This is a genomic window from Bacillus cereus group sp. BceL220, assembly GCF_051776965.1.
Classification (GTDB): domain Bacteria; phylum Bacillota; class Bacilli; order Bacillales; family Bacillaceae_G; genus Bacillus_A; species Bacillus_A cereus.
Genome location: NZ_JBPWBC010000003.1, coordinates 1 through 24096, shown reverse-complemented (window position 1 = coordinate 24096; position 24096 = coordinate 1). Strand labels below are relative to the sequence as shown.

Below are 24096 nucleotides of genomic sequence, written 5' to 3'. Positions count from 1 at the left end.
TATTATTTTATTCCCCTATTTTAGAACGCAACGAAATCCCTAAGTCAATTATACCTAAGATTGTCACAAGAGGAAACAGCATCGGAATAAACATGCATACAATAAAACTAATAATAGGAACCCCTTTTGTAAAACCTTTTCTATACGCTAAAAAGGAAATGAATGTCAGCCCTTGCAGTACAAGCAATAGTGCAAATATGACATATAGGTTAGAAAATACCATATGTAAATATGATGTTGGATCTACTTTTATAAAAGTTGCTAACAAAATAAATATAACGTAATACCAAACAATACTCTTTGGTAATTGTAGATCTTTAAATTTAGGCCAAGGTATAATGTCGTGTTTTAACTTTTTCAAAACACTACCTGATATTATCACTGTAATCCAAGAAAAACATACCGAAACTAGAACAAGTATACTTGGAAATAACAATTGTAATATATCATTCATTTGTGTAAGTAACTCTTTTTGTTCCTTACTAATCGGCATACCTATAGCACTTACTATCTTTTCACTTTGCACCATACTTTCACTAAACATACTTTGCATCTGCTTCATTATATCTAGGTTGAAAAACTTTATACTCGCAACATAAATAAGTACAAAACCAATTAAGTACGCAAGCATCCCCGCTATTAAGATTTCCACTGGCTTTTTTCTTGTTTTATACGTATACCCTAAAACAATCCCTATCAATCCAAACATAATTGTCTTCACTAAATTCATAGGTTGACTCACAATAACAGTAACAAAAAGTGCCACTACAAAAATCACAAGCACATTAGATAGTTTATGTCTTATCGTTAATAGTATAAATGGTAACGGCAACGCAAAAGTTACAACAGTACCTAAAATTGGAACATACATAGATATAAGCAATAAAATTGCATATATAGCTAATAACGCTGCGCCTTCTGTAATAAACTTTGTTTGTTTCACATTTTAACCTCTCTTTCAAAAAAGAAAAGCATAGCAAAATGCACAGTAGAGTCCGACTCTACTGTGCATTTCATACGCTATTATTCACCAACATATGGTAAAAGTGCCATTTGACGAGCACGTTTAATTGCAACTGTAAGTTTGCGTTGGTATTTTGCGCTTGTCCCTGTTACACGACGAGGTAAAATTTTACCACGCTCAGAAACGAAACGTTTTAATAAATCAACATCTTTATAGTCAATGCGAGTGATGCCGTTAGCTGTGAAGAAACACACCTTACGACGTTTCGCACGTCCACCTTTGCGTCCTGCCATGTCTATTTCCCTCCATTCTTTGTTAAAACTAACAAATTTACTGTATTAGAACGGTAAATCGTCGTCGGAAATGTCGATCGGTTGACCTACATTTGAAAATGGATCGTCATTCTTCGTAAATCCAGAGTTCCCTTGATTACCTTGGTTACCTGAATTACTAGATTGACCAAATGGGTTAGAGCCTTGGTTACCGAAACCAGCTCCTGATGGTTGCTGATTGAATGAACCACGTTGCTCCCCACCGCCATTACGCGGCTCTAAAAATTGTACGCTTTCCGCAAGAACTTCTGTTACATATACACGTTTACCGTCTTGTCCATCGTAATTACGAGTTTGAAGACGTCCATCTACGCCTGCTAAGCTTCCTTTTTTCAAATAATTTGCTACGTTTTCTGCTTGTTTACGCCATATTACACAATTAATAAAGTCAGCTTCACGCTCACCTTGTTGATTCGCAAATGCGCGATTCACAGCTAACGTAAAAGTAGCTACTGCAACACCATTGGGCGTGTAACGTAAGTCAGGGTCCTTAGTTAAACGACCAACGAGGATAACACGATTCATCAATCGAACCACTCTCCCTTATATATCAATTATTTTTCTTCTTCTTTAACAACGATATGACGAAGGATGTCTTCGTTGATCTTAGCTAAACGGTCGAATTCGTTAATCGCTTCTGCGTTAGAGTTCACGTTTAAGATCATGTAGAAACCTTCACGTAAGTCGTTGATTTCGTAAGCTAAACGACGCTTACCCCACTCTTTCGTGTTAATGATTTCTGCACCATTGTTTGTTAAAACACCTGCAAAACGTTCAACTAAAGCTTTTTGAGCTTCTTCTTCAACGCCAGGACGAATGATGTACATAATTTCGTACTTTCTCATTACACTTTCACCTCCTTTTGGTCTAAACGGCCCATAATGGGCAAGGAGCAATTAATTTATAGTAATTACTCACGAGTTTAGATTATATCATAGTAAGTTATATGAATCAACTCACCAATACATAAAAAACTTGGCAAACATATAATATATTCGCCAAGCTCATATCTTTATTTTTCCTAGGAAATATTAGATTAAACGTTAAAACGGAAGTGCATAACATCTCCGTCTTTTACGATATACTCTTTTCCTTCTAAACGTACTTTTCCAGCTTCTTTTGCAGCTGTCATAGAACCGTTTGTCATTAAGTCATCGTAAGAAACTGTTTCTGCACGAATAAATCCACGCTCAAAGTCTGTATGAATAACACCAGCACATTGTGGTGCCTTCATACCTTGTTTAAATGTCCAAGCACGTACTTCTTGAACGCCAGCTGTAAAGTAAGTAGCAAGTCCTAATAGGTCATATGCTGCACGAATTAATTGATCTAAACCAGACTCTTCAATACCTAGTTCTTCAAGGAATACTTTTTTCTCTTCCTCGTCTAATTCAGCGATTTCTGATTCGATTTTTGCACATACAACGATTACTTGAGAATTTTCATTTTCTGCAAATTCTTTTACCATTTGTACGTATTTATTTTCCGAAGGATCGATAACATCGTCTTCACTTACGTTCGCTACGTATAACATTTCTTTTGTTGTAAGTAAATGAAGGCCTTTAACAATCTTCATCTGCTCTTCTGTAAATTCAACAGTACGAGCCGGTTTCCCCTCTTCAAAAGCCTCTTTTAAACGAACTAAAATTTCATGCTCATATACAGCTTCTTTATCTTTTTGTCTTGCTAATTTCGCAACACGCTCGATACGCTTATCAACAGACTCTAAGTCCGCTAAAATTAGCTCTAAGTTGATTGTTTCGATATCATCAATTGGATCTACTTTCCCTGAAACGTGCGTAATATTTTCGTCTTCAAAACAACGAACAACTTGGCAAATTGCATCTACTTGACGAATGTGAGATAAGAATTTATTTCCTAAACCTTCACCTTTACTAGCACCTTTTACGATACCTGCAATATCAGTAAACTCAAATACAGTCGGAACAGTCTTTTTCGGTTCTACTAATTCCGTTAATTTATTTAAACGCTCATCTGGTACTTCTACAATCCCTACGTTTGGATCAATTGTACAGAATGGATAGTTTGCAGATTCTGCTCCTGCTTGTGTAATTGCATTAAATAAAGTGGACTTACCTACGTTAGGTAATCCAACAATCCCAGCCGTTAATCCCATATTTTTCACTCCTATGTCTCAATCTTTCATCATTATAGATAGTAACGAAAAAAATGACAAGTTTCCGCCAAACGAAAAAAAGTAACAGTTACCTACTGTAACTGTTACTCTCCCTCTATTCTTCGTGCTTCACAAGTATTTTTTTCACCTTACGATCAAACTCTCTTCGAGTAATCATTACTGAATGGTCACATCCCTCGCACTTAATGCGGATATCCATTCCCATACGAATAATTTTCCAACGATTCTCGCCACATGGATGTGCTTTCTTCATTTCCACAACATCGTACAAGTTATATTCCTTTTGCTCCACTCTTCAAACTCCTCTCCATACTAAATTGCTTTTCCACTAACCAATTCTTCACGATTGTATAAAACCATACGTGGATATGGAATTTCAATCCCATGTAAATCAAGACGATTTTTAATCTCTTTACGAAGTGCCCTTGCAATAACTGCATGTTGCATCGGCTCTACTTCAGCGATAACGCGTAATATAACTTCTGATGCAGCTAACGTTTGCACACCTAATAATTGAGGTGTTGTTACCATTTTTTCATACTTTAAAGGTAACTCTACTAATAAATCTTCAATAACCTGTTCTGCTTTCGCAATATCAGCCTCATATGAAATAGATACATCAACAAACGCTACACTATTACTAACTGAATAGTTAGTAACTTGAATAATACTTCCATTTGGTAAAGTATGAATTTCACCTGTCCAACTCTTTACTTTCGTTGTACGAAGTCCAATTTCTAAAACGACTCCTTCAAATTGACCGATTTTAACATAATCGCCAACTGAAAACTGATCTTCTAGCAAAATAAATAAACCTGTAATAACGTCTTTCACTAAACTTTGAGCACCAAATCCGACTGCTAAACCAATTACCCCAGCACCCGCTAATAAACCTGATGCATTAATATCAAACACACCTAAAATCGCAATTAGCATAATGAACATAACAACATACGCTACAATATTTTCAAGTAATTTCGCCACTGTAACTGTACGACGTTCTGAAATTTGAATTGGAGAACGACTCCCCATACGAAACGCATTTCGTACAACCGCTCTTGCAATTCGCACAACAACTGCACCAATTGTTAAAATAATACATATTTTTAATGTCGCAACTCCAATATGAGCCCAACGATCAGCATCTAATAAATACTGTTTCGTAGAATTAAACCACTTCGTTAATAAATCCATGTACCTCTACCTCTCTAGCTAAAATTTCTTTTTAGTTATCCTTATTATTGTATCAGAAGTCCTCTAATTGCTGAAAAAATTTTATGATTTTAATCCTATTTTATCCCCGCCATTCAGGTATAAAATGGAACGAATATATATATACTAGTACTATTATTTCCGTTTTCATTCACATTTTGCAAAAATTACGCACTTATAGCTTTCCATTTTTCTCACCATATAACATATATTGAAAATTTATTAAAAGGATGGGTGCTTCATGAACATTGGAATTTTTCGCTTACCATTTTTTGAGAAAGAAACTCAAAACGTTATGCACCAAGATCTAGAAGCCTCTGAGATAATCAGTAATTTCTTACTTACCCATATTCCTATTAAAACTAATATACCACTCATTCTCGTTTGTATCGGAACAGATCGTTCTACAGGTGACGCACTCGGCCCGTTAGTTGGTACAAAACTTGAACAAATAGACATCAAAAACCTCCAAATATTCGGTACACTCGATGAGCCAGTACATGCACTAAATTTAGAAGAAAAAATTCAGAATATACAGAAAGAATATCCTACTGCATTTATAATTGCTGTTGATGCATGTTTAGGAAAGTCCCAAAATATTGGGTCAATCACTACTGGAAAGGGACCTAGTAAACCTGGTGCTGCTATGAATAAGAAATTACCTGCAGTTGGTGATCTGCATATACACGGTATCGTCAATCTAAATGGGTTTATGGAGTTTTTCGTTCTTCAAAATACAAGATTAAGTTTAGTCATGAAAATGGCTGATGTAATCGCACAAAGTATAAAAGAGACGGATCAAAAATTATCCGCATTAAAAAAAGCAAACCATCTATAAATAATAAGATGGTTTGCTTTTTAATTTTTCTGTGCTAATAGTTCTAAAATACGATTTAAATCTTCTTTATTAAAAAATTCAATTTCGATTTTACCTTTTTCTTTTTTCGTCTCTTTAATTTTCACATCTGTGCCAAACTTTTCTCTTAAGAACGTTTCACGTTCTACGAAAAATATATTTCGCTCTTTTTTCACTTTTTTTGTTTCACGTGAAACGTGTTGATTAATCTCTTGGACGATTTTCTCTAATTGACGAACATTTAATCCTTCTTTTTCAATGCGTTTCAATAAGGACTTCAATTGTTCTTCGTCTTTTATCGTAAGTAAAGTTCTCCCATGAGCCATTGAAAGTTGACCATTTGCAATCATATCTTGGACGAACGAAGGGAGGCTTAATAACCGAGTATAATTTGCAATGTAAGGTCTGCTTTTGCCAAGACGTTTCGCTAATTGTTCTTGCGTTACATTTAGCTCATTCATTAACATCTGGTATGCCATTGCCTCTTCCATAGGATTTAAATCTTCTCGTTGTAAGTTTTCTAACAAAGCAAATTCCATCATTTGCTGTTCAGTTAATTGTCTTACAACCGCAGGTACCTTTTCTAAACCAGCCTCTTTTGCAGCACGAAATCGTCTTTCACCTGCAACGATTTCATATCCTTTAATACTCTTTCTAGCAATTAATGGTTGTAGAATACCGTGTTCCTTAATCGAAATTGCTAATTCCTGAATAGCCTCTTTATTAAAGTGTTTACGCGGTTGATATGGATTTGGCCTTAATTCAGTTACAAGAATCTCCTGAATTGTTTCCTCTTCTTTCACATCTAAATCAGGAAAAAACACATTAATTCCTCTTCCTAATCCTTTAGCCACCTGCAATCACTTCCTCTGCTAAATCTATATATACTTCTGCTCCTCTTGATTTAGCGTCATACTGCATAATAGGTTTCCCATGACTTGGAGCCTCGCTCAAGCGTACATTACGCGGAATAATCGAGCGATATACTTTATCCCTAAAATACTTTTTCACTTCATCTATAACTTGGATCCCTAAATTTGTACGAGCATCCAACATTGTTAACAATACGCCTTGAATTGCTAAATTTTTATTTAAATGTTTTTGTACAAGTCGAACTGTATTTAATAGCTGACTTAATCCTTCTAGTGCATAATATTCACACTGTACAGGAATAATAACAGAATCTGCTGCTGTTAATGCATTAATCGTTAATAACCCTAAAGACGGGGGACAGTCGATAATAATATAATCATATTCATCACGAACTGGCTGTAATGCTCTTTGCAAACGTACTTCCCGGGAAATAGTCGGTACCAATTCAATTTCAGCACCAGCCAATTGAATTGTAGCGGGTAGAACATCTAAGTTTTCAGTTGCGGTTTTCTGTATAACCCCTTGAACATCTGCATCTTCCACAAGAACGTTGTAAATACATTGATCTAATTCAGATTTTTCAATTCCCACACCAGTCGTTGCATTTCCTTGAGCATCAATATCTACAAGAAGGACTTTTTTACCTACTTGCGCCAATCCAGCCCCTAAATTAACAGATGTTGTGGTTTTTCCAACACCGCCTTTTTGATTAGCAATAGCAATGATTTTTCCCATGATGTCACCTACTTTCAACCTTTCTATCTTATTCTAGTAACAATTACGTTTATTGTAACATGAAATAAAACTTTTTCTTTTACGTCCTTTATTAAACTTCAAAATTTATTTCTAAACTCCTTCTTCATTTAACAAGAAAATATAGTAAAAGAGACCTCTCCAATAGGATAAGGTCTCTAACACGTCATTATTATTTTTTCTTTGGAATTTTAATTGTAATTTGATAGTACTCATCAAATTCTTCTTCCTCAGAATTAACATTTAAACCACTTTCAGTAACCATTTGTAAAGATTGTCTAATTGTATTCATAGCAATCCTCGTATCTCGACTTACTGCTTTTTGCTTTGCCTTACGCTTCGGTTTTGCTTCCTCTAGTAACTTCGCAATTCGTTCTTCTGTTTGCTTTACATTCAGTTGTTTCTCCACAATTTCCTGTAAAACCTTCAGTTGTAATTCCTCATTTTTTAAAGGAATGAGAGCGCGGGCATGACGTTCTGTAATGCTTTTTTCTAATAATGCACTTTTTATTTCTTCAGGCAACTTTAACAATCGCAACTTATTTGCGATTGTAGATTGTCCTTTTCCAAGTCGTTGTGCCAATGCTTCTTGTGTTAAATTATGTAACTCAATCAGCTTTTGATATGCCACAGCTTCCTCGATTGCCGTTAGTTCCTCACGTTGCAAGTTTTCAATTAAAGCTACAGAAGCTGTCTCTGTATCATTTAAGTTCTTTATAATTGCAGGAACCTTTTCCCAACCTAACTTTGTTGCCGCGCGAAAACGTCTTTCTCCAGCAATAATCTCATACTTATCGTCCTCATATTGCCTTACAACAATCGGCTGAATAAGTCCATGTGTACGAATCGTTAATGCTAGCTCATCAATACGCGCATCATCAAAAACTGTTCTTGGTTGATAACGGTTAGGGGTAATATTTACTATCGGAATTTCTTGTATTTCCTCATATACCTTTTTATCTATCTCTTCATGGCTTTCGTCTTGTAATTCGAATTCGCTCTCTTTATCTCCAAAGCCAAATAAACGAGAAAACGTATTTTTCATACATATTCCACCACCTTTTAGGCCTATTGACTATTCTCCATAAAATGTTTCCTATGAAACATTTACGTTTTCATTTATATAATTTAATCTTACGTCTAATAAGATTTATTTTTCAATAGGTAATTTATTGGGTGTTCCCGGTTTGCGTGGATATTTCTTTGGTGTCTTGCGCTTTTTCTCGATTAATAAAATATTACGTTCACTCTCTTCAAACGGTAATTGGAACGTAGACATCTCTTTTAACTCTCCGCCTAGCACCTCTAAAGCATACTTGCCATTTTCGATTTCTTCGTTTGCTGCTGCACCTTTCATTGCAATGAATGTTCCTCCAACTTTTACAAGTGGTAAACATAGCTCACTTAATACAGAAAGACGCGCAACTGCACGTGCCATTACAATATCGTATGATTCACGTACACCTTCTTTTTTCCCAAATGTTTCAGCACGATCATGACAAAATGCAACATCACTTAATTCTAACTTTTGTGCTAAGTGATTTAAGAAATTAATACGTTTTTGCAATGAATCTACAATTGTTACTTTTAAGTGCGGGAAACAGATTTTTAAAGGAATACTTGGGAATCCAGCCCCTGCACCAACATCACAAATTGAGAATGGTTTTGAAAAATCATAATAAAAAGCAGCTGTAATGGAATCAAAAAAGTGTTTTAAGTATACTTCTTCTTTTTCTGTAATAGCCGTTAAGTTCATTTTTTCATTCCACTCTACTAATGTTTCAAAGTAGATTTTGAACTGCTCTAATTGTCTAGAAGAGAGGGTGATTCCCTTCTCTTCTAGCATAGATTGAAATTGTTCTATGTTCATCTAGCAATATCTCCTTACTATGTTATTGGTTCGATACGCGCGCAATTTTTCCTTGTTCTATATACACAAGTAAAATGGAAATATCCGCTGGATTTACGCCAGAAATACGTGAAGCCTGCCCCATTGAAAGTGGACGAACATCTTTCAATTTCTGTCTAGCTTCTGAAGCAAGGCTAGAAATCGCGTCATAATCAATATCTACAGGGATTTTTTTACTCTCCATTTTCTTCATTCGCTCTACTTGCTGTAAAGATTTCTCAATATATCCTTCGTACTTAATCTGAATTTCAACTTGTTCTGTAACTTCATCACTTAATTCTACTTCACTTGGTACTAAAAGATGAATATGCTCATATGTCATCTCTGGACGACGTAATAAGTCACTTGCACGTATTCCATCTTTCAATTCACTTCCGCCAATATTGCGAATTAATTCTTGAACTTCAGGACGTGGTTTAATAATAATGCTGCTTAAACGTTCCTTTTCCTGTTCAATTTGTAATTTTTTATTTGTAAATCGCTCATATCGCTCTTCTTTAATTAATCCTATTTCACGACCAACTTCAGTTAAACGAAGATCAGCATTATCGTGGCGTAATAATAGACGGTATTCTGCACGAGACGTTAATAAACGATATGGTTCATTTGTACCTTTCGTTACAAGATCATCAATTAAGACACCAATATAAGCATCCTCGCGGCCTAAAACAACTTCTTTTTTACCTAAAGAACGGCATGCTGCATTAATCCCAGCCATAAGCCCTTGTCCTGCCGCCTCTTCGTAACCAGAAGTTCCATTAATTTGTCCTGCTGTATATAAATTTTTAATCTTTTTCGTTTCAAGTGTTGGCCATAGTTGTGTTGGCACAATTGCATCATATTCAATTGCATAACCTGTGCGCATCATTTCAACATTTTCTAGGCCTGGAATTGTTCTAAGCATGTCACGTTGTACATCTTCTGGTAGGCTTGTGGATAAACCTTGTACATATACTTCTTGTGTATTACGCCCTTCTGGCTCTAAGAAAATTTGATGACGTGGTTTATCATTAAATCTTACTACTTTGTCTTCAATAGAAGGACAGTACCTAGGGCCTGTTCCTTTAATCATACCAGAATACATAGCTGAACGATGTAAATTTTCATCTATTAAACGGTGTGTTTCTGTACTTGTATATGTCAACCAACATGGAATTTGATCCATAATAAATTTCGTTGTTTCAAAAGAGAACGAACGTGGCTTATCATCACCTGGTTGAATTTCTGTTTTACTGTAGTCAATTGTATTACTGTTTACACGCGGAGGTGTCCCTGTTTTAAATCTAACAAGATCAAATCCAAGCTCCTCTAAATGCTCAGATAATGTAATAGACGGTTGTTGATTATTTGGACCGCTTGAATATTTTAAGTCGCCCATGATAATCTCGCCACGTAAAAATGTTCCAGTCGTAATTACAACGGTTTTTGCTGTATATTCTGCACCGGCTTGTGTAACTACCCCTTTACATATACCTTCTTCAATGATTAAACGCTCTACCATTCCTTGGAACAACGTTAAGTTTGGTGTTTCTTCAATTGTTTTCTTCAATTCATGTTGGTAAGAGAACTTATCAGCTTGCGCTCGAAGCGCACGTACAGCTGGCCCCTTACCTGTATTTAGCATACGCATTTGAATATGAGTTTTATCAATATTACGTCCCATTTCTCCGCCTAATGCATCAATTTCACGAACAACAATCCCTTTTGCTGGTCCACCAACAGAAGGGTTACATGGCATGAATGCTACCATATCTAAGTTAATTGTTAACATTAATGTTTTTGAGCCCATTCGTGCTGCCGCAAGACCAGCTTCACATCCTGCATGACCTGCACCGATTACTATGACATCGTATGAACCGGCATTGTATCCCATTGTTTATTCCTCCTAATAATCTCTATCTTTCTAAAACATCACTATATTATTTTCCTAAACAAAATTGAGAGAACAACTGGTCAATTAGGCTTTCATGGACTGTGTCACCAGTAATTTCACCAAGTATTTCCCACGTTCTTGTTAAATCAATTTGCACCATATCAATTGGTACACCATTTTCTATTGCCTCAATTGCATCACCGATTGTTTGTCCCGCTTGTGTTAATAATCCAATATGTCTCGCATTAGAAACATATGTCATATCTGCAGAATCGATTGTTCCTTCAAAGAATAAATCAGCTATTGCCTTTTCGAGTTCATCTATTCCTTGTTCCTCAATTAAGGATGTTGTAATAACACGATTTCCCTCGGCTAACTCTGTAACACGTTCCATATCAATCGCTTGCGGTAAATCAGTCTTATTCACAATAACAATAAAGTCTTTTCCTTGTACCGCATGGAATAGATCTTCATCCTCATTTGTTAAAGCCTCGCTATAGTTGACAACAACTAATACTAAATCTGCTTGGCTCATCATTTCTTTTGAACGCTCCACACCAATTCGTTCAACAACATCTTCTGTCTCACGAATACCGGCTGTATCTATAAGTTTAAGAGGTACGCCACGCACATTAACGTACTCTTCAATAACATCACGAGTTGTTCCTGCAATATCAGTTACAATTGCTTTTTTCTCCTGAACAAGGCTATTTAATAACGATGATTTCCCAACATTAGGTCTACCGATAATTGCTGTAGCAATACCTTCACGTAAGATTTTCCCTTGTTTTGATGTTTCTAATATTTTTTCGATTTCCGAACGAACATGCGTTGCTTTCTCAATTAAAATATTATGTGTCATCTCTTCTACATCATCGTATTCTGGATAATCTATATTTACCTCAACATGAGCTAATGTTTCTAATATTTCTTGACGTAAGCGACCAATTAATTTAGATAATCGCCCTTCCATTTGATTAATTGCTACATTCATCGCACGATCTGTTTTTGCTCGAATCAAATCCATAACAGCTTCTGCTTGTGATAAATCGATACGTCCATTTAAAAAAGCACGTTTTGTAAATTCGCCCGGTTCTGCCAATCGTACTCCTTGCGCTAGAATAAGTTGCAATACTTTATTTACTGAAACAAGTCCGCCATGACAGTTAATTTCCACTATATTTTCACGTGTAAAAGTCCTCGGTGCGCGCATAATAGACACCATAACTTCTTCAATAACTTGATTTGTATCTAAATCAACGATATGACCATAATGAATAGTATGAGAAGAAACCTCTGTTAAATCCTTCCCTTTAAAAATACGGTCAACTTTCTCAACCGCATCATCCCCACTTACTCGAACAATGGCAATTGCACCCTCTCCAAGCGCTGTGGAAATCGCAGCAATTGTATCAAATTCCATGTCCTTTCACCTCACTTGCTTATTTATCTCTATTTCAACATGATTATTTCTTTCACTAAATTATTAGGATACCATAACGAACCTATCTACAAAAGAAGAATAACTCATTTTATTATATCCCCATGTAAAAAACACTAAACTTATTCACAGTGGATAAGTTTAGTGTTTTTTAGTTATCCACATCTATTTTTCGCTCAAAAAAACCGGCACTCATTTGAGCAACCGGTCATTTAGGAGATATTACAACATGCCGATGTGGTTCATTTCCTTCAGAAGTTGTTTTGATACCTTGATGATTTGATAATGCCTGATGAATAATTTTTCGTTCAAAAGATGGCATCGGTTCTAAAATAACTCTTTTTTTCGTATTAGATACTTGTTTCGCTAATCGATAAGAAAGTGATTCTAACGTACTTTTTCTTTTACTACGATAATTTTCAGCATCTAGTGTAATACCGATATACTGCTTCGTGTTACGATTTGCGACAAGTTTTGTTAAATACTGTAAGGAGTTCAATGTATTACCTCTTTTTCCAATTAAAACTCCTACATCATTACCAGAAATTGTAAATTCGATCTCGCGTCCTTTTACAATTTTACTAATTTCAACTTCCGCACCCATATTGTGAATAACATTTCTTAAATATTCTTCACATTCCTGAATTGGATCTTTCTTCAATACAACTTCTACTACTGCAGGACGATTCCCAAATAAACCTAAGAACCCTCTTTTACCCTCATCGACAATATTTATATCTACTCGATCTTTTGATGTGTTTAATTGCCTTAAAGCATCCTCTACTGCCAGCTCGACTGTTTGTCCTTTAGCAGTAATTATACTCACTTGCTTGAGCCTCCAGCTTTGTTAGCCTTAATCTCTGGCCCTTTGATAAAGTACATTTGAGCAATACCAAAGATATTACCAACAACCCAGTAAAGTGATAATGCAGCTGGGAAGTTAATTGCAAAGATTAAAATCATAATCGGCATAAGCCAAAGCATCATTGCCATTTGCGGATTTTGACCAGCTGTTCCTGCCATTGCAAGCTTTTGCTGAATAAATGTCGTAATTGCCGCAACAACTGGTAAGATATAGAACGGATCTGCCTGTCCTAAATCAAACCATAAAAATGTATGTTCACTAATTGCTGTTGTTCTCATAATCGCATGATAAAACGCGAATAAAATAGGCATCTGAACAAATATCGGTAAACATCCTGCCAATGGATTTACACCATTCTTTTGATATAACTGCATCATTTCTTGTTGTAGTTTTTGCTGCGTTGCTTGATCTTTAGAACTATATTTCTCTTTTAACTTCACCATTTCTGGTTGTAACGCTTGCATTGCCTTTGTACTCTTCGTTTGTTTAATCATTAATGGTAATAATGCAAAACGAATGATAAGAGTTGTAATAACAATTGCTAAACCGTAATTACTGTTAAATAAGTCGGCAAAATACGTGATTAACTGAGAAAGTGGATATACGAAATATTCATTCCAAATCCCAGTACTTTTCGATGTAATCGGCTGACCCGTTTCACTACAACCGGTGGCAATCGCCATTAATGCAACGACCATGGCTAGTAAACCTAATTTCTTTTTCAAAGCCTACTCCTCCTTGTATCGGTATGTATATAGTGTAATTCATTTCCTTACGCTACTTTTTTATTCTTTTCATACCAGAGCGTTTAAAGACATGAATTAAGCTTTTCTTTACTTCTTCATATGTCATCTCTGCACAAGGCTTCCTTGCTATTATAACAAAATCTTTTCCAGAATCTATCTCATCTTTTAACTCTGTAATAGCCTGACGGACCATGCGCTTAATTCGATTACGAACTACTGCATTTCCTATTTTCTTGCTAACAGAAAGGCCGATGCGAAAGTTTGGCTGTTCTTCTTTATCTAATTGGTATACAACAAACTGACGATTCGCATTTGATTTTCCTTTTTGAAAAACCGCCTGGAATTCATCATTCTTCTTTATACGATGTTTTTTCTTCATATCAATTGACACTCCTGTATTTCATCAGCGGAAATTCACTATTATTAGAAAAAAAGACCACTGAACGATCAGTGGTCTACGCAGATAATACTTTTCTTCCTTTACGACGACGAGCTGCTAGCACTTTACGTCCGTTCGCTGTGCTCATACGGCTGCGGAAACCATGTACTTTGCTGCGCTTACGTTTATTTGGTTGGTAAGTTCTTTTCATTATATGACACCTCCCTGAGGAATATCTGTTAAAGACAGTCCTATAAATTATAGTTAATTAACTAGGAAAATGTCAATGGTTCTAGAAATTTTCATCAAATATTCATTTTGAACCTATTCACATACTTTTTCACAGCATCTATATTTCATTGTGGATAAATGTTTTTTCACGTTTTTTATATCCACAAACTTTTTTCCCACTTTTACACAGTATATCGTGTTGTGGACAAGTTTATTCCACAAGGTATTGATTTTGTGGATAACTTTCTTAAATTCATTGCTATAGCCACTTTTTTTTGATATTATAGTTGTGTTTTCACTTTGAATAAGTTTTCCACACCTTTATCTTATCCACAATTTGTGTATAACATGTGGACAGTTTTAATCACATGTGGGTAAATAGTTGTCCACATTTGCTTTTTTTGTCGAAAACCCTATCTCATATACAAACGACGTTTTTAGGTTTTAAAATACGTTTCGTATAAATATACATTTTATATTTATTAGGTTGTACATTTGTTGCGCAACCTTATTCTTTTACCATCTTAGTAAAGGAGGGACACCTTTGGAAAATATCTCTGATTTATGGAATAGTGCCTTAAAAGAATTAGAAAAAAAGGTAAGCAAGCCTAGTTATGAAACATGGTTAAAATCAACAACGGCTCATAACTTGAAGAAAGACGTATTAACGATTACAGCTCCAAATGAATTTGCTCGTGACTGGCTAGAATCTCATTACTCAGAACTAATTTCGGAAACACTATACGATTTAACAGGGGCAAAATTAGCAATTCGCTTTATTATTCCCCAAAGTCAATCGGAAGAGGACATTGATCTTCCTCCAGTTAAGCGGAATCCAGCACAAGATGATTCAGCTCATTTACCACAGAGCATGTTAAATCCAAAATATACATTTGATACATTTGTTATCGGCTCTGGTAACCGTTTTGCCCATGCAGCTTCATTAGCTGTAGCCGAGGCGCCAGCTAAAGCGTATAATCCACTCTTTATTTACGGGGGAGTTGGGCTTGGAAAGACGCATTTAATGCACGCAATTGGTCATTATGTAATTGAACATAATCCAAATGCAAAAGTTGTATATTTATCATCAGAAAAATTTACGAATGAATTTATTAACTCTATTCGTGATAATAAAGCTGTTGATTTTCGTAATAAATATCGCAACGTAGATGTTTTATTGATAGATGATATTCAATTTCTTGCTGGAAAAGAACAAACTCAAGAAGAGTTTTTCCATACATTTAATGCATTACACGAAGAAAGTAAACAAATTGTAATTTCTAGTGATCGACCACCAAAAGAAATTCCAACTTTAGAAGATCGTCTTCGTTCTCGCTTTGAATGGGGACTTATTACAGATATTACGCCGCCAGATTTAGAGACACGAATTGCAATTTTACGCAAAAAGGCAAAAGCTGAAGGGCTTGATATACCAAATGAAGTTATGCTTTATATCGCAAATCAAATTGATTCAAATATTCGTGAATTAGAAGGTGCACTTATTCGAGTTGTAGCTTATTCATCTTTAATTAATAAAGATATTAATGCTGATTTAGCAGCTGAAGCACTTAAAGATATTATTCCAAATTCTAAGCCGAAAATTATCTCTATTTATGATATTCAAAAAGCTGTCGGAGACGTTTATCAAGTAAAATTAGAAGATTTTAAAGCGAAAAAACGCACAAAATCAGTTGCGTTTCCTCGCCAAATTGCAATGTATTTATCACGCGAACTTACGGATTCCTCTTTACCAAAAATAGGTGAAGAATTTGGTGGACGTGATCATACAACAGTTATCCATGCCCATGAAAAAATTTCTAAACTACTAAAAACCGATACGCAATTACAAAAGCAAGTTGAAGAAATTAATGGTATTTTAAAGTAGTAGCTGAATAGTGTGAATAACTTACCTTGTTTTACGCACAGTCTATCCACATGTAGATAGACTGTTTTTACATCCTTCAAAGGGGTTATCCACATATCCACAGGCCCTATTACTATTACTACTATTTTTTTATCTTTATTAATTAAATAAAATCTTATACTTACCGGAGGTTTTTCTTTATGCGTTTTACAATACAAAAAGACTATCTTGTAAGAGGTGTACAAGATGTAATGAAGGCAGTTTCTTCTCGTACAACAATCCCTATCCTTACGGGAATTAAAGTTGTAGCTACTGAAGAAGGGGTTACATTAACAGGAAGCGATGCTGATATTTCTATTGAATCGTTTATTCCAGTCGAAGAAAATGGAAAAGAAATCGTAGAAATAGCTCAATCAGGAAGCATTGTTTTACAAGCAAAATATTTTAGTGAGATTGTAAAAAAACTACCTAAAGATACTGTCGAAATTTCTGTGGAAAATCATTTTATGACAAAAATAAAATCTGGAAAATCAGAATTTAACTTAAATGGTTTAGATTCCGCAGAATATCCGTTATTACCACAGATTGAAGAACATCATGTATTTAAGATACCAACAGATTTACTTAAGCATATGATCAGACAAACTGTATTTGCAGTTTCTACTTCTGAAACAAGACCAATCTTGACAGGTGTAAACTGGAAGGTATATAACAGCGAGTTAACTTGTATTGCAACAGATAGTCATAGACTAGCACTTCGAAAAGCGAAAATCGAAGGACATAATATTGCAGATGAATTTCAAGCTAATGTTGTTATCCCAGGTAAGAGCTTAAATGAATTAAGTAAGATTCTAGATGAGTCTGAAGAAATGGTGGATATCGTTATTACGGAGTATCAAGTATTATTCCGTACAAAACATTTATTATTCTTCTCAAGATTGTTAGAAGGAAATTATCCAGATACAACACGTTTAATTCCAGCAGAGAGTAAAACGGATATTTTTGTGAATACAAAAGAATTCCTACAAGCAATTGATCGTGCTTCACTATTAGCGAGAGATGGCCGCAATAACGTTGTCAAATTATCAACTTTAGAGCAAGAAATGCTAGAGATTTCTTCGAATTCACCAGAAATTGGAAAAGTTGTCGAAGAAGTACAATGTGAAAAAGTAGATGGAGAAGAGTTAAAAATATCTTTTAGTGCAAAATATATGATGGATGCATTGAAAGCCTTGGATAGTACAGAGATTAAAGTTAGTTTTACTGGGGCGATGAGACCGTTCTTAATTCGTACAGTAAATGATGATTCAATTATTCAATTAATTTTACCAGTTCGTACTTACTAGGTAAGGAATAAGGGTTGCTAGTTTAAAGATGCTAGTGGCCCTTATTTGATTTTTGGGTATTACTTTCCTAATGTTAGTTTATTTAGTACAATGAAAGAATGAACACTTTCAGAAAGTGAGCGATTTTATGAAACATATTAAAATTTCAACAGAGTATATTACACTAGGACAATTTTTAAAGTTAGCTGATGTAATTGATACAGGTGGCGCTGTAAAATGGTTTTTACAAGAATATGAAGTGTACGTGAACAACGAACTTGAAAATAGAAGAGGTCGCAAACTATATGCGAATGATGTTATTGAAATTCCAGGAAGCGGAACTTTCCAAGTTCAAGCATAAAGGGGGAGCCCTTTGTTTATTTCAGAAATACAATTAAAAAACTATCGTAATTATGAAAAATTAGAGCTTTCCTTTGAAGATAAGGTAAATGTAATTATCGGCGAAAATGCACAAGGGAAAACAAACTTGATGGAAGCTATTTATGTTTTAGCGATGGCGAAATCTCATAGAACCTCTAATGATCGCGAACTTATCCGCTGGGATGAAGAGTTTGGTCAAATAAAAGGTAAATTACAAAAAAGAAACAGTTCTTTGTCTTTGGAATTAAATATTTCGAAAAAAGGTAAAAAGGCAAAATTAAATCAACTTGAACAACAAAAGTTAAGTCAATATATTGGCGTGATGAACGTTGTCATGTTTGCCCCAGAAGATTTAAATCTTGTAAAAGGAAGCCCTCAAGTAAGAAGACGCTTTTTAGATATGGAATTAGGACAAATAGCTCCTGTATATTTGTATGAATTAAGTCAATATCAAAAGGTGCTCACGCAACGAAATCACTTGTTGAAAAAAATGCAAGGGAATAGTAAGAATGAGGAAACGATGTTGGATGTATTTACACTTCAACTAATTGAGCATGGTGCAAAAATACTGCAAAAACGTTTTGAATTTTTGCATTTGCTACAGGAATGGGCAGCTCCAATTCATCGCGGTATAAGCCGTGGATTAGAAGAGTTAGAAATTGTCTATAAACCAAGTGTAGATGTATCAGAATCAATGGATTTGTCGAAAATAAAAGAAGTATACTATGAAAGTTTTCAATCTGTGAAACAACGTGAAATTTTCCGTGGTACGACTTTAATTGGTCCTCATCGTGATGATTTACAATTCTTCGTTAATAGTAAAAATGTTCAAGTCTTTGGTTCGCAAGGACAACAACGAACGACCGCACTATCCCTAAAATTAGCTGAAATTGAATTAATTTATTCAGAGGTTAAAGAATATCCAATCCTTTTACTGGATGATGTTTTATCAGAATTAGACGATTATCGTCAATCACATCTGTTAAATACAATTCAAGGAAAGGTGCAAACATTTGTTACAACGACGAGTGTCGACGGAATTGAACACGAAACATTAAAAGATGCGAAAACAATTCATGTAACGAACGGCACGGTAGATTGTGAAATAGATAGGGCATAAACCCCTGTTTAAATGGAAAAGTAGGTGATCTTTGTGTCAATGGAACAAAAGCAAATGCAAGAAAATGCATATGATGAAAGTCAGATACAGGTACTTGAAGGACTAGAGGCAGTTCGGAAACGTCCGGGTATGTATATTGGATCTACGAGTGGGAAGGGACTTCACCACCTTGTATGGGAGATTGTCGATAATAGTATCGATGAAGCGTTAGCAGGATATTGCGATGAAATTAACGTTAGTATCGAAGAAGATAATAGTATTCTTGTAACGGATAATGGACGTGGTATTCCAGTTGGTATACAAGAAAAAATGGGACGTCCTGCAGTAGAGGTTATTATGACTGTCCTCCACGCTGGTGGTAAATTTGGCGGTGGCGGTTATAAAGTTTCTGGTGGTTTGCACGGTGTTGGTGCATCTGTTGTAAATGCCTTATCAACAGAATTAGAAGTATTTGTACATCGTGATGGCAAAATCCATTACCAAAAATACGAAAGAGGTATTCCGGTTGCAGATTTAAAAGTCATCGGTGATACAGATAAGACTGGAACAATAACTCGCTTTAAACCGGATCCAGAAATTTTTAAAGAGACGACAGAATATGAATTCGATACGCTAGCGACTCGTATGCGTGAGTTGGCGTTTTTAAATCGTAATATTAAATTAACAATTGAAGATAAACGTGAACATAAGCAAAAGAAAGAGTTCCACTATGAAGGTGGAATTAAATCATATGTTGAACATTTAAATCGTTCAAAACAACCAATTCATGAAGAGCCTGTATATGTAGAAGGTTCAAAAGATGGTATTCAAGTTGAAGTTGCGCTTCAATATAACGAAGGATATACAAATCATATTTACTCATTTACAAATAATATTCATACGTATGAAGGTGGTACACATGAGGTAGGATTTAAAACTGCCTTAACACGTGTGATTAACGATTATGGTCGTAAAAATAACATTTTAAAAGATGCGGATAGTAATTTGACTGGTGAAGATGTTCGTGAAGGTTTAACAGCAATCGTGTCAATTAAACATCCAAATCCACAATTTGAAGGGCAAACGAAGACGAAACTTGGAAATAGTGAAGCGAGAACGATTACGGAGTCAGTATTCTCTGAGGCTTTTGAAAAATTCTTACTGGAAAATCCCAATGTTGCACGTAAGGTTGTAGATAAAGGGACGATGGCAGCACGTGCGCGTGTAGCAGCTAAAAAGGCTCGTGAGCTAACTCGCCGAAAGAGTGCTTTAGAAGTTTCAAGTTTACCAGGGAAATTGGCAGATTGTTCTTCTAAAGATCCAGCAATTAGTGAAATTTATATCGTAGAGGGTGACTCTGCGGGTGGATCTGCAAAACAAGGACGCGATCGTCATTTTCAAGCAATTTTACCGCTGAAGGGTAAAATTATTAATGTTGAAAAGGCACGCTTAGATAAGATTTTATCAAATGATGAAGTTCGTACAATTATTACGGCGATTGGTACAAATATTGGTGGGGACTTCGATATCGAAAAAGCACGCTATCATAAAGTTATTATTATGACCGATGCTGATGTTGATGGTGCGCATATTCGTACCCTATTATTAACGTTCTTCTATCGTTATATGCGTCAAATAATTGAGTGTGGATATATATATATCGCACAGCCACCTTTGTTTAAAGTGCAACAAGGTAAAAAAATTCAATATGCTTATAATGATAAAGAACTTGAAAAAATATTAGCTGAGTTACCAGCCCAGCCGAAACCAGGAATTCAACGTTATAAAGGTCTTGGAGAGATGAATCCAACTCAGCTATGGGAGACGACAATGGATCCAGAAGTACGTTCGTTACTTCAAGTTTCCCTTCAAGATGCAATAGAAGCAGATGAAACATTTGAAATTTTAATGGGTGATAAAGTGGAACCGCGTCGTAACTTTATCCAAGAGAATGCAAAATACGTGAAAAACCTTGATATTTAAATGAGTAATGACAGGAATCTAAGTATTCCTGTCTTCTACATATAAATCAATGTATGTGTAACGGAAATGTAAGAGGAGGTGCTCGTTGATGTCAGACAATCAACAACAAGCACGAATTCGAGAAATTAATATTAGTCATGAAATGCGTACCTCATTTTTAGATTACGCAATGAGTGTTATCGTATCTCGTGCATTACCAGATGTTCGTGATGGATTAAAACCTGTGCATCGTAGGGTTTTATATGCGATGAATGATTTAGGAATTACAGCTGATAAAGCGTATAAGAAATCAGCACGTATTGTCGGTGAAGTAATCGGTAAGTATCACCCTCATGGAGATTCAGCCGTTTATGAAACAATGGTACGTATGGCGCAAGATTTCAGTCAACGTTATATGCTTGTAGATGGGCATGGTAACTTCGGTTCTGTAGATGGAGATTCAGCGGCGGCAATGCGTTATACAGAGGCAAGAATGTCTAAGATTTCTATGGAATTAATACGTGATATTTCAAAAAATACAATTGATTACCAAGATAACTACGATGGTTCGGAAAGAGAGCCGATTGTATTACCAGCGCGTTTCCCTAATTTATTAGTAAACGGTACGACAGGTATTGCAGTTGGTATGGCAACAAATATTCCGCCGCATCAACTTGGCGAAGTAATTGATGGTGTGTTGGCATTAAGCCATAATCCAGATATCACTATCGCGGAATTAATGGAATATATTCCTGGTCCAGACTTCCCGACATCAGGTTTAATCTTAGGGCGAAGTGGCATCCGTAGAGCTTATGAAACAGGACGAGGTTCTATTATGCTTCGTGCCAAAGTTGAAATTGAAGAGAAATCAAATGGTAAACAATCTATTATCGTAACGGAACTACCTTATCAAGTTAATAAGGCACGATTAATTGAAAAAATCGCAGAATTGGTTCGCGATAAGAAAATTGAAGGTATTACAGATTTACGTGATGAATCAGACCGAAATGGTATGCGTATTGTCATGGAAGTACGTCGTGACGCTAATGCAAATGTACTATTAAACAATCTATATAAACATACAGCACTTCAAACAAGTTTCGGTATTAATATGTTGTCTCTTGTAAATGGAGAGCCTCAAGTACTAAACTTAAAACAAAACTTATATCATTATTTGGAGCACCAGAAGGTAGTAATCCGTAGACGTACTGCTTATGAATTAGAAAAAGCAGAGGCACGTGCCCATATTTTAGAAGGATTACGAATTGCTTTAGATCATCTTGATGAAGTTATTACGTTAATTCGTAGTTCAAAAACGGCTGATATTGCAAAGCAAGGCTTAATGGAACGTTTCGGTTTAAGTGAGAAACAAGCGCAAGCGATTTTAGATATGCGTCTGCAACGCTTAACTGGATTAGAACGTGAAAAAATCGAGCAAGAATATCAAGACTTAATGAAATTAATTGCTGAATTAAAAGCGATTTTAGCAGATGAAGAGAAAGTTCTTGAGATTATTCGTGAAGAATTAACAGAAGTAAAAGAGCGTTTCAATGATAAGAGACGAACAGAAATTACAATTGGCGGTATGGAATTTATTGAAGATGAAGATTTAATTCCTGAGCAAAACATTGCGATTACGTTAACTCATAACGGTTATATTAAGAGGTTACCAGCTTCTACGTACAAAACACAGAACCGTGGGGGACGTGGTGTACAAGGAATGGGTACGAATGATGATGACTTTGTTGAACACTTATTAACAACGTCTACTCATGATCATATTTTATTCTTTACAAACAAGGGTAAAGTATACCGTACGAAAGGATATGAAATCCCAGAGTATAGTCGTACTGCAAAAGGGCTACCAATTATTAACCTATTAGGGGTAGATAAGGGTGAGTGGATCAATGCCATTATTCCAATTCGTGAATTTGGTGACGACCAGTTCTTATTCTTTACAACGAAACAAGGTATTTCTAAGAGAACGCCACTTTCATCATTTGCAAATATACGTACAAACGGTTTAATTGCAATTTCGCTTCGTGAAGAAGATGAAGTGATTTCTGTACGTTTAACATCTGGCGATAAAGATATTATCGTAGGGACAAGCAACGGTATGTTAATTCGCTTCAATGAACAAGATGTACGTTCTATGGGCCGTAATGCAGCTGGTGTAAAAGCTATTACATTAGGCGAAGAGGACCAAGTAGTAGGTATGGAAATTGTTGAAGAAGATACGAATGTTTTAATTGTAACGAAAAACGGGTATGGTAAGCGTACTCCAGTTGAAGAGTATCGACTACAAAGTCGTGGTGGTAAAGGTCTTAAGACTTGTAACATTACAGATAAAAACGGTAAGTTAGTAGCGGTTAAGTCTGTAACAGGTGAAGAAGACATCATGCTAATTACAGCCGCAGGCGTTATTATTCGTATGCCAGTTGATCAAATCTCTCAAATGGGACGTAATACACAAGGTGTTCGTCTAATTCGTTTAGAGGATGAGCAAGAGGTAGCGACAGTAGCAAAAGCACAGAAAGATGAAGAAGAATCTAATGAAGAGGTTTCTTCTGAAGAATAAGAGGGGGGATTTTCCCCCTCTTATTTTTTTATAATAATACTTGCATAGTAATAGAAAAGTCTATATAATAGGCAGAGTCAGTAAATGAGAGATACAAATTATCTTGAAAAACTTGTTGACGAAAATAATATACTATGATATATTATAAAAGTCGCTGAAACGCGATATTGAACTTTGAAAACTAAACGAAACAAACAACGTGAAACGTCAATTTTTATTTTTAGATGCTAGACAAACTAACTTTATTGGAGAGTTTGATCCTGGCTCAGGATGAACGCTGGCGGCGTGCCTAATA

At 35.5% G+C, this 24096-nt stretch carries 24 protein-coding genes; 7 read left to right on the top strand and 17 right to left on the bottom strand.

Annotated elements, in window-relative coordinates:
* Positions 1-7: 7 nt before the first annotated feature.
* The 7 genes from ACS2FK_RS09245 to ACS2FK_RS09215 all read right to left on the bottom strand — a co-directional run bounded on the left by ACS2FK_RS09245 (position 8) and on the right by ACS2FK_RS09215 (position 4648).
* Positions 8-943 (bottom strand): YybS family protein, encoded by a 936-nt coding sequence (locus tag ACS2FK_RS09245; RefSeq protein ID WP_063549237.1) that lies wholly within the window; start codon positions 941-943, stop codon positions 8-10.
* A gap of 80 nt (positions 944-1023) precedes the next feature.
* Positions 1024-1257: a 30S ribosomal protein S18 gene (gene rpsR, locus ACS2FK_RS09240; protein WP_000918873.1), complete on the bottom strand. Its 234-nt coding sequence runs from the start codon at positions 1255-1257 to the stop codon at positions 1024-1026.
* A gap of 45 nt (positions 1258-1302) precedes the next feature.
* Positions 1303-1824, bottom strand: coding sequence for a single-stranded DNA-binding protein (ssb, locus tag ACS2FK_RS09235; RefSeq protein WP_002094213.1), 522 nt, complete (start codon positions 1822-1824; stop codon positions 1303-1305).
* 26 nt (positions 1825-1850) lie between these two features.
* The gene (gene rpsF / locus ACS2FK_RS09230; RefSeq protein WP_001233781.1) at positions 1851-2141 is read right to left on the bottom strand and encodes a 30S ribosomal protein S6; all 291 of its coding nucleotides are present in this window, start codon (positions 2139-2141) and stop codon (positions 1851-1853) included.
* 191 nt (positions 2142-2332) lie between these two features.
* A complete protein-coding gene (gene ychF / locus ACS2FK_RS09225) occupies positions 2333-3433 on the bottom strand; it encodes a redox-regulated ATPase YchF (protein WP_000524670.1) in 1101 nt (366 codons plus the stop codon).
* A 115-nt stretch (positions 3434-3548) separates the two neighbouring features.
* A complete protein-coding gene (locus tag ACS2FK_RS09220; RefSeq protein WP_000435486.1) occupies positions 3549-3746 on the bottom strand; it encodes a DUF951 domain-containing protein in 198 nt (65 codons plus the stop codon).
* Positions 3747-3766: 20 nt separating this feature from the next.
* Positions 3767-4648 carry a mechanosensitive ion channel family protein gene (locus ACS2FK_RS09215; protein ID WP_063549239.1) on the bottom strand — a complete coding sequence of 294 codons (882 nt, stop codon included), beginning with the start codon at positions 4646-4648 and terminating at the stop codon, positions 3767-3769.
* Positions 4649-4907: 259 nt separating this feature from the next.
* On the opposite strand from ACS2FK_RS09215, the gene yyaC reads away from it, so the two are divergent.
* The gene (gene yyaC / locus ACS2FK_RS09210) at positions 4908-5504 is read left to right on the top strand and encodes a spore protease YyaC (protein ID WP_063549241.1); all 597 of its coding nucleotides are present in this window, start codon (positions 4908-4910) and stop codon (positions 5502-5504) included.
* Positions 5505-5524: 20 nt separating this feature from the next.
* Here the strand turns inward: yyaC and spo0J are convergent, their stop codons facing one another.
* The 10 genes from spo0J to rpmH all read right to left on the bottom strand — a co-directional run bounded on the left by spo0J (position 5525) and on the right by rpmH (position 14572).
* A complete protein-coding gene (gene spo0J / locus ACS2FK_RS09205) occupies positions 5525-6376 on the bottom strand; it encodes a stage 0 sporulation protein Spo0J (protein WP_001051832.1) in 852 nt (283 codons plus the stop codon).
* Positions 6369-7130, bottom strand: coding sequence for a sporulation initiation inhibitor protein Soj (gene soj / locus ACS2FK_RS09200; RefSeq protein WP_000516114.1), 762 nt, complete (start codon positions 7128-7130; stop codon positions 6369-6371). The genes spo0J and soj overlap by 8 nt, the downstream gene beginning before the upstream one ends.
* 190 nt (positions 7131-7320) lie before the next feature.
* Entirely contained in the window at positions 7321-8193 is an 873-nt protein-coding gene (gene noc / locus ACS2FK_RS09195; RefSeq protein ID WP_000799016.1) for a nucleoid occlusion protein, read from the bottom strand.
* 105 nt (positions 8194-8298) lie between these two features.
* Positions 8299-9018 (bottom strand): 16S rRNA (guanine(527)-N(7))-methyltransferase RsmG, encoded by a 720-nt coding sequence (gene rsmG, locus ACS2FK_RS09190; protein ID WP_001019628.1) that lies wholly within the window; start codon positions 9016-9018, stop codon positions 8299-8301.
* A gap of 22 nt (positions 9019-9040) precedes the next feature.
* Positions 9041-10930 carry a tRNA uridine-5-carboxymethylaminomethyl(34) synthesis enzyme MnmG gene (gene mnmG / locus ACS2FK_RS09185; protein WP_063549243.1) on the bottom strand — a complete coding sequence of 630 codons (1890 nt, stop codon included), beginning with the start codon at positions 10928-10930 and terminating at the stop codon, positions 9041-9043.
* 46 nt (positions 10931-10976) lie between these two features.
* Positions 10977-12353, bottom strand: coding sequence for a tRNA uridine-5-carboxymethylaminomethyl(34) synthesis GTPase MnmE (gene mnmE / locus ACS2FK_RS09180; RefSeq protein WP_063549245.1), 1377 nt, complete (start codon positions 12351-12353; stop codon positions 10977-10979).
* Positions 12354-12579: 226 nt separating this feature from the next.
* Positions 12580-13197, bottom strand: coding sequence for an RNA-binding cell elongation regulator Jag/EloR (gene jag, locus ACS2FK_RS09175; protein WP_063549247.1), 618 nt, complete (start codon positions 13195-13197; stop codon positions 12580-12582).
* Positions 13194-13961, bottom strand: a complete 768-nt coding sequence (gene spoIIIJ, locus ACS2FK_RS09170) for a YidC family membrane integrase SpoIIIJ (RefSeq protein WP_000727740.1) — start codon at positions 13959-13961, stop codon at positions 13194-13196. Before spoIIIJ ends, jag begins: the two co-directional genes overlap by 4 nt.
* Before the next feature lie 52 nt (positions 13962-14013).
* Positions 14014-14361, bottom strand: coding sequence for a ribonuclease P protein component (gene rnpA, locus ACS2FK_RS09165; RefSeq protein ID WP_000726621.1), 348 nt, complete (start codon positions 14359-14361; stop codon positions 14014-14016).
* A gap of 76 nt (positions 14362-14437) precedes the next feature.
* Positions 14438-14572, bottom strand: coding sequence for a 50S ribosomal protein L34 (rpmH, locus tag ACS2FK_RS09160; RefSeq protein WP_000831901.1), 135 nt, complete (start codon positions 14570-14572; stop codon positions 14438-14440).
* Positions 14573-15136: 564 nt separating this feature from the next.
* Here rpmH and dnaA point away from each other — a divergent pair.
* The 6 genes from dnaA (at position 15137) to gyrA (ending at position 23801) form a co-directional block, all read left to right on the top strand.
* Positions 15137-16477 carry a chromosomal replication initiator protein DnaA gene (dnaA, locus tag ACS2FK_RS09155; protein ID WP_000428028.1) on the top strand — a complete coding sequence of 447 codons (1341 nt, stop codon included), beginning with the start codon at positions 15137-15139 and terminating at the stop codon, positions 16475-16477.
* A gap of 179 nt (positions 16478-16656) precedes the next feature.
* The gene (gene dnaN / locus ACS2FK_RS09150) at positions 16657-17802 is read left to right on the top strand and encodes a DNA polymerase III subunit beta (RefSeq protein ID WP_001212886.1); all 1146 of its coding nucleotides are present in this window, start codon (positions 16657-16659) and stop codon (positions 17800-17802) included.
* Positions 17803-17929: 127 nt separating this feature from the next.
* Entirely contained in the window at positions 17930-18142 is a 213-nt protein-coding gene (gene yaaA / locus ACS2FK_RS09145) for a S4 domain-containing protein YaaA (protein ID WP_000680510.1), read from the top strand.
* A gap of 12 nt (positions 18143-18154) precedes the next feature.
* On the top strand, positions 18155-19282 hold the full coding sequence (gene recF, locus ACS2FK_RS09140; RefSeq protein ID WP_000470755.1) for a DNA replication/repair protein RecF: 1128 nt from the start codon (positions 18155-18157) through the stop codon (positions 19280-19282).
* A gap of 39 nt (positions 19283-19321) precedes the next feature.
* Complete coding sequence (gyrB, locus tag ACS2FK_RS09135) at positions 19322-21244, top strand: DNA topoisomerase (ATP-hydrolyzing) subunit B (protein WP_000435980.1); 1923 nt, start codon at positions 19322-19324, stop codon at positions 21242-21244.
* An 88-nt stretch (positions 21245-21332) separates the two neighbouring features.
* Positions 21333-23801, top strand: coding sequence for a DNA gyrase subunit A (gene gyrA, locus ACS2FK_RS09130; RefSeq protein WP_063546178.1), 2469 nt, complete (start codon positions 21333-21335; stop codon positions 23799-23801).
* The last annotated feature ends 295 nt before the right edge of the window (positions 23802-24096 follow it).

Excerpts from the sequence above, each read along its gene's own strand:
- gyrB (WP_000435980.1), top strand. The coding sequence starts at position 19,322 with ATGGAACAAAAGCAAATGCAAGAAAATGCATATGATGAAAGTCAGATA.
- ychF (WP_000524670.1), bottom strand. The coding sequence starts at position 3,433 with ATGGGATTAACGGCTGGGATTGTTGGATTACCTAACGTAGGTAAGTCC.
- rnpA (WP_000726621.1), bottom strand. The coding sequence starts at position 14,361 with ATGAAGAAAAAACATCGTATAAAGAAGAATGATGAATTCCAGGCGGTT.
- yyaC (WP_063549241.1), top strand. The coding sequence starts at position 4,908 with ATGAACATTGGAATTTTTCGCTTACCATTTTTTGAGAAAGAAACTCAA.
- dnaN (WP_001212886.1), top strand. The coding sequence starts at position 16,657 with ATGCGTTTTACAATACAAAAAGACTATCTTGTAAGAGGTGTACAAGAT.
- yaaA (WP_000680510.1), top strand. The coding sequence starts at position 17,930 with ATGAAACATATTAAAATTTCAACAGAGTATATTACACTAGGACAATTT.
- gyrA (WP_063546178.1), top strand. The coding sequence starts at position 21,333 with ATGTCAGACAATCAACAACAAGCACGAATTCGAGAAATTAATATTAGT.
- ACS2FK_RS09215 (WP_063549239.1), bottom strand. The coding sequence starts at position 4,648 with ATGGATTTATTAACGAAGTGGTTTAATTCTACGAAACAGTATTTATTA.
- noc (WP_000799016.1), bottom strand. The coding sequence starts at position 8,193 with ATGAAAAATACGTTTTCTCGTTTATTTGGCTTTGGAGATAAAGAGAGC.
- mnmE (WP_063549245.1), bottom strand. The coding sequence starts at position 12,353 with ATGGAATTTGATACAATTGCTGCGATTTCCACAGCGCTTGGAGAGGGT.
- rpmH (WP_000831901.1), bottom strand. The coding sequence starts at position 14,572 with ATGAAAAGAACTTACCAACCAAATAAACGTAAGCGCAGCAAAGTACAT.
- rpsR (WP_000918873.1), bottom strand. The coding sequence starts at position 1,257 with ATGGCAGGACGCAAAGGTGGACGTGCGAAACGTCGTAAGGTGTGTTTC.
- mnmG (WP_063549243.1), bottom strand. The coding sequence starts at position 10,930 with ATGGGATACAATGCCGGTTCATACGATGTCATAGTAATCGGTGCAGGT.
- soj (WP_000516114.1), bottom strand. The coding sequence starts at position 7,130 with ATGGGAAAAATCATTGCTATTGCTAATCAAAAAGGCGGTGTTGGAAAA.
- rpsF (WP_001233781.1), bottom strand. The coding sequence starts at position 2,141 with ATGAGAAAGTACGAAATTATGTACATCATTCGTCCTGGCGTTGAAGAA.
- rsmG (WP_001019628.1), bottom strand. The coding sequence starts at position 9,018 with ATGAACATAGAACAATTTCAATCTATGCTAGAAGAGAAGGGAATCACC.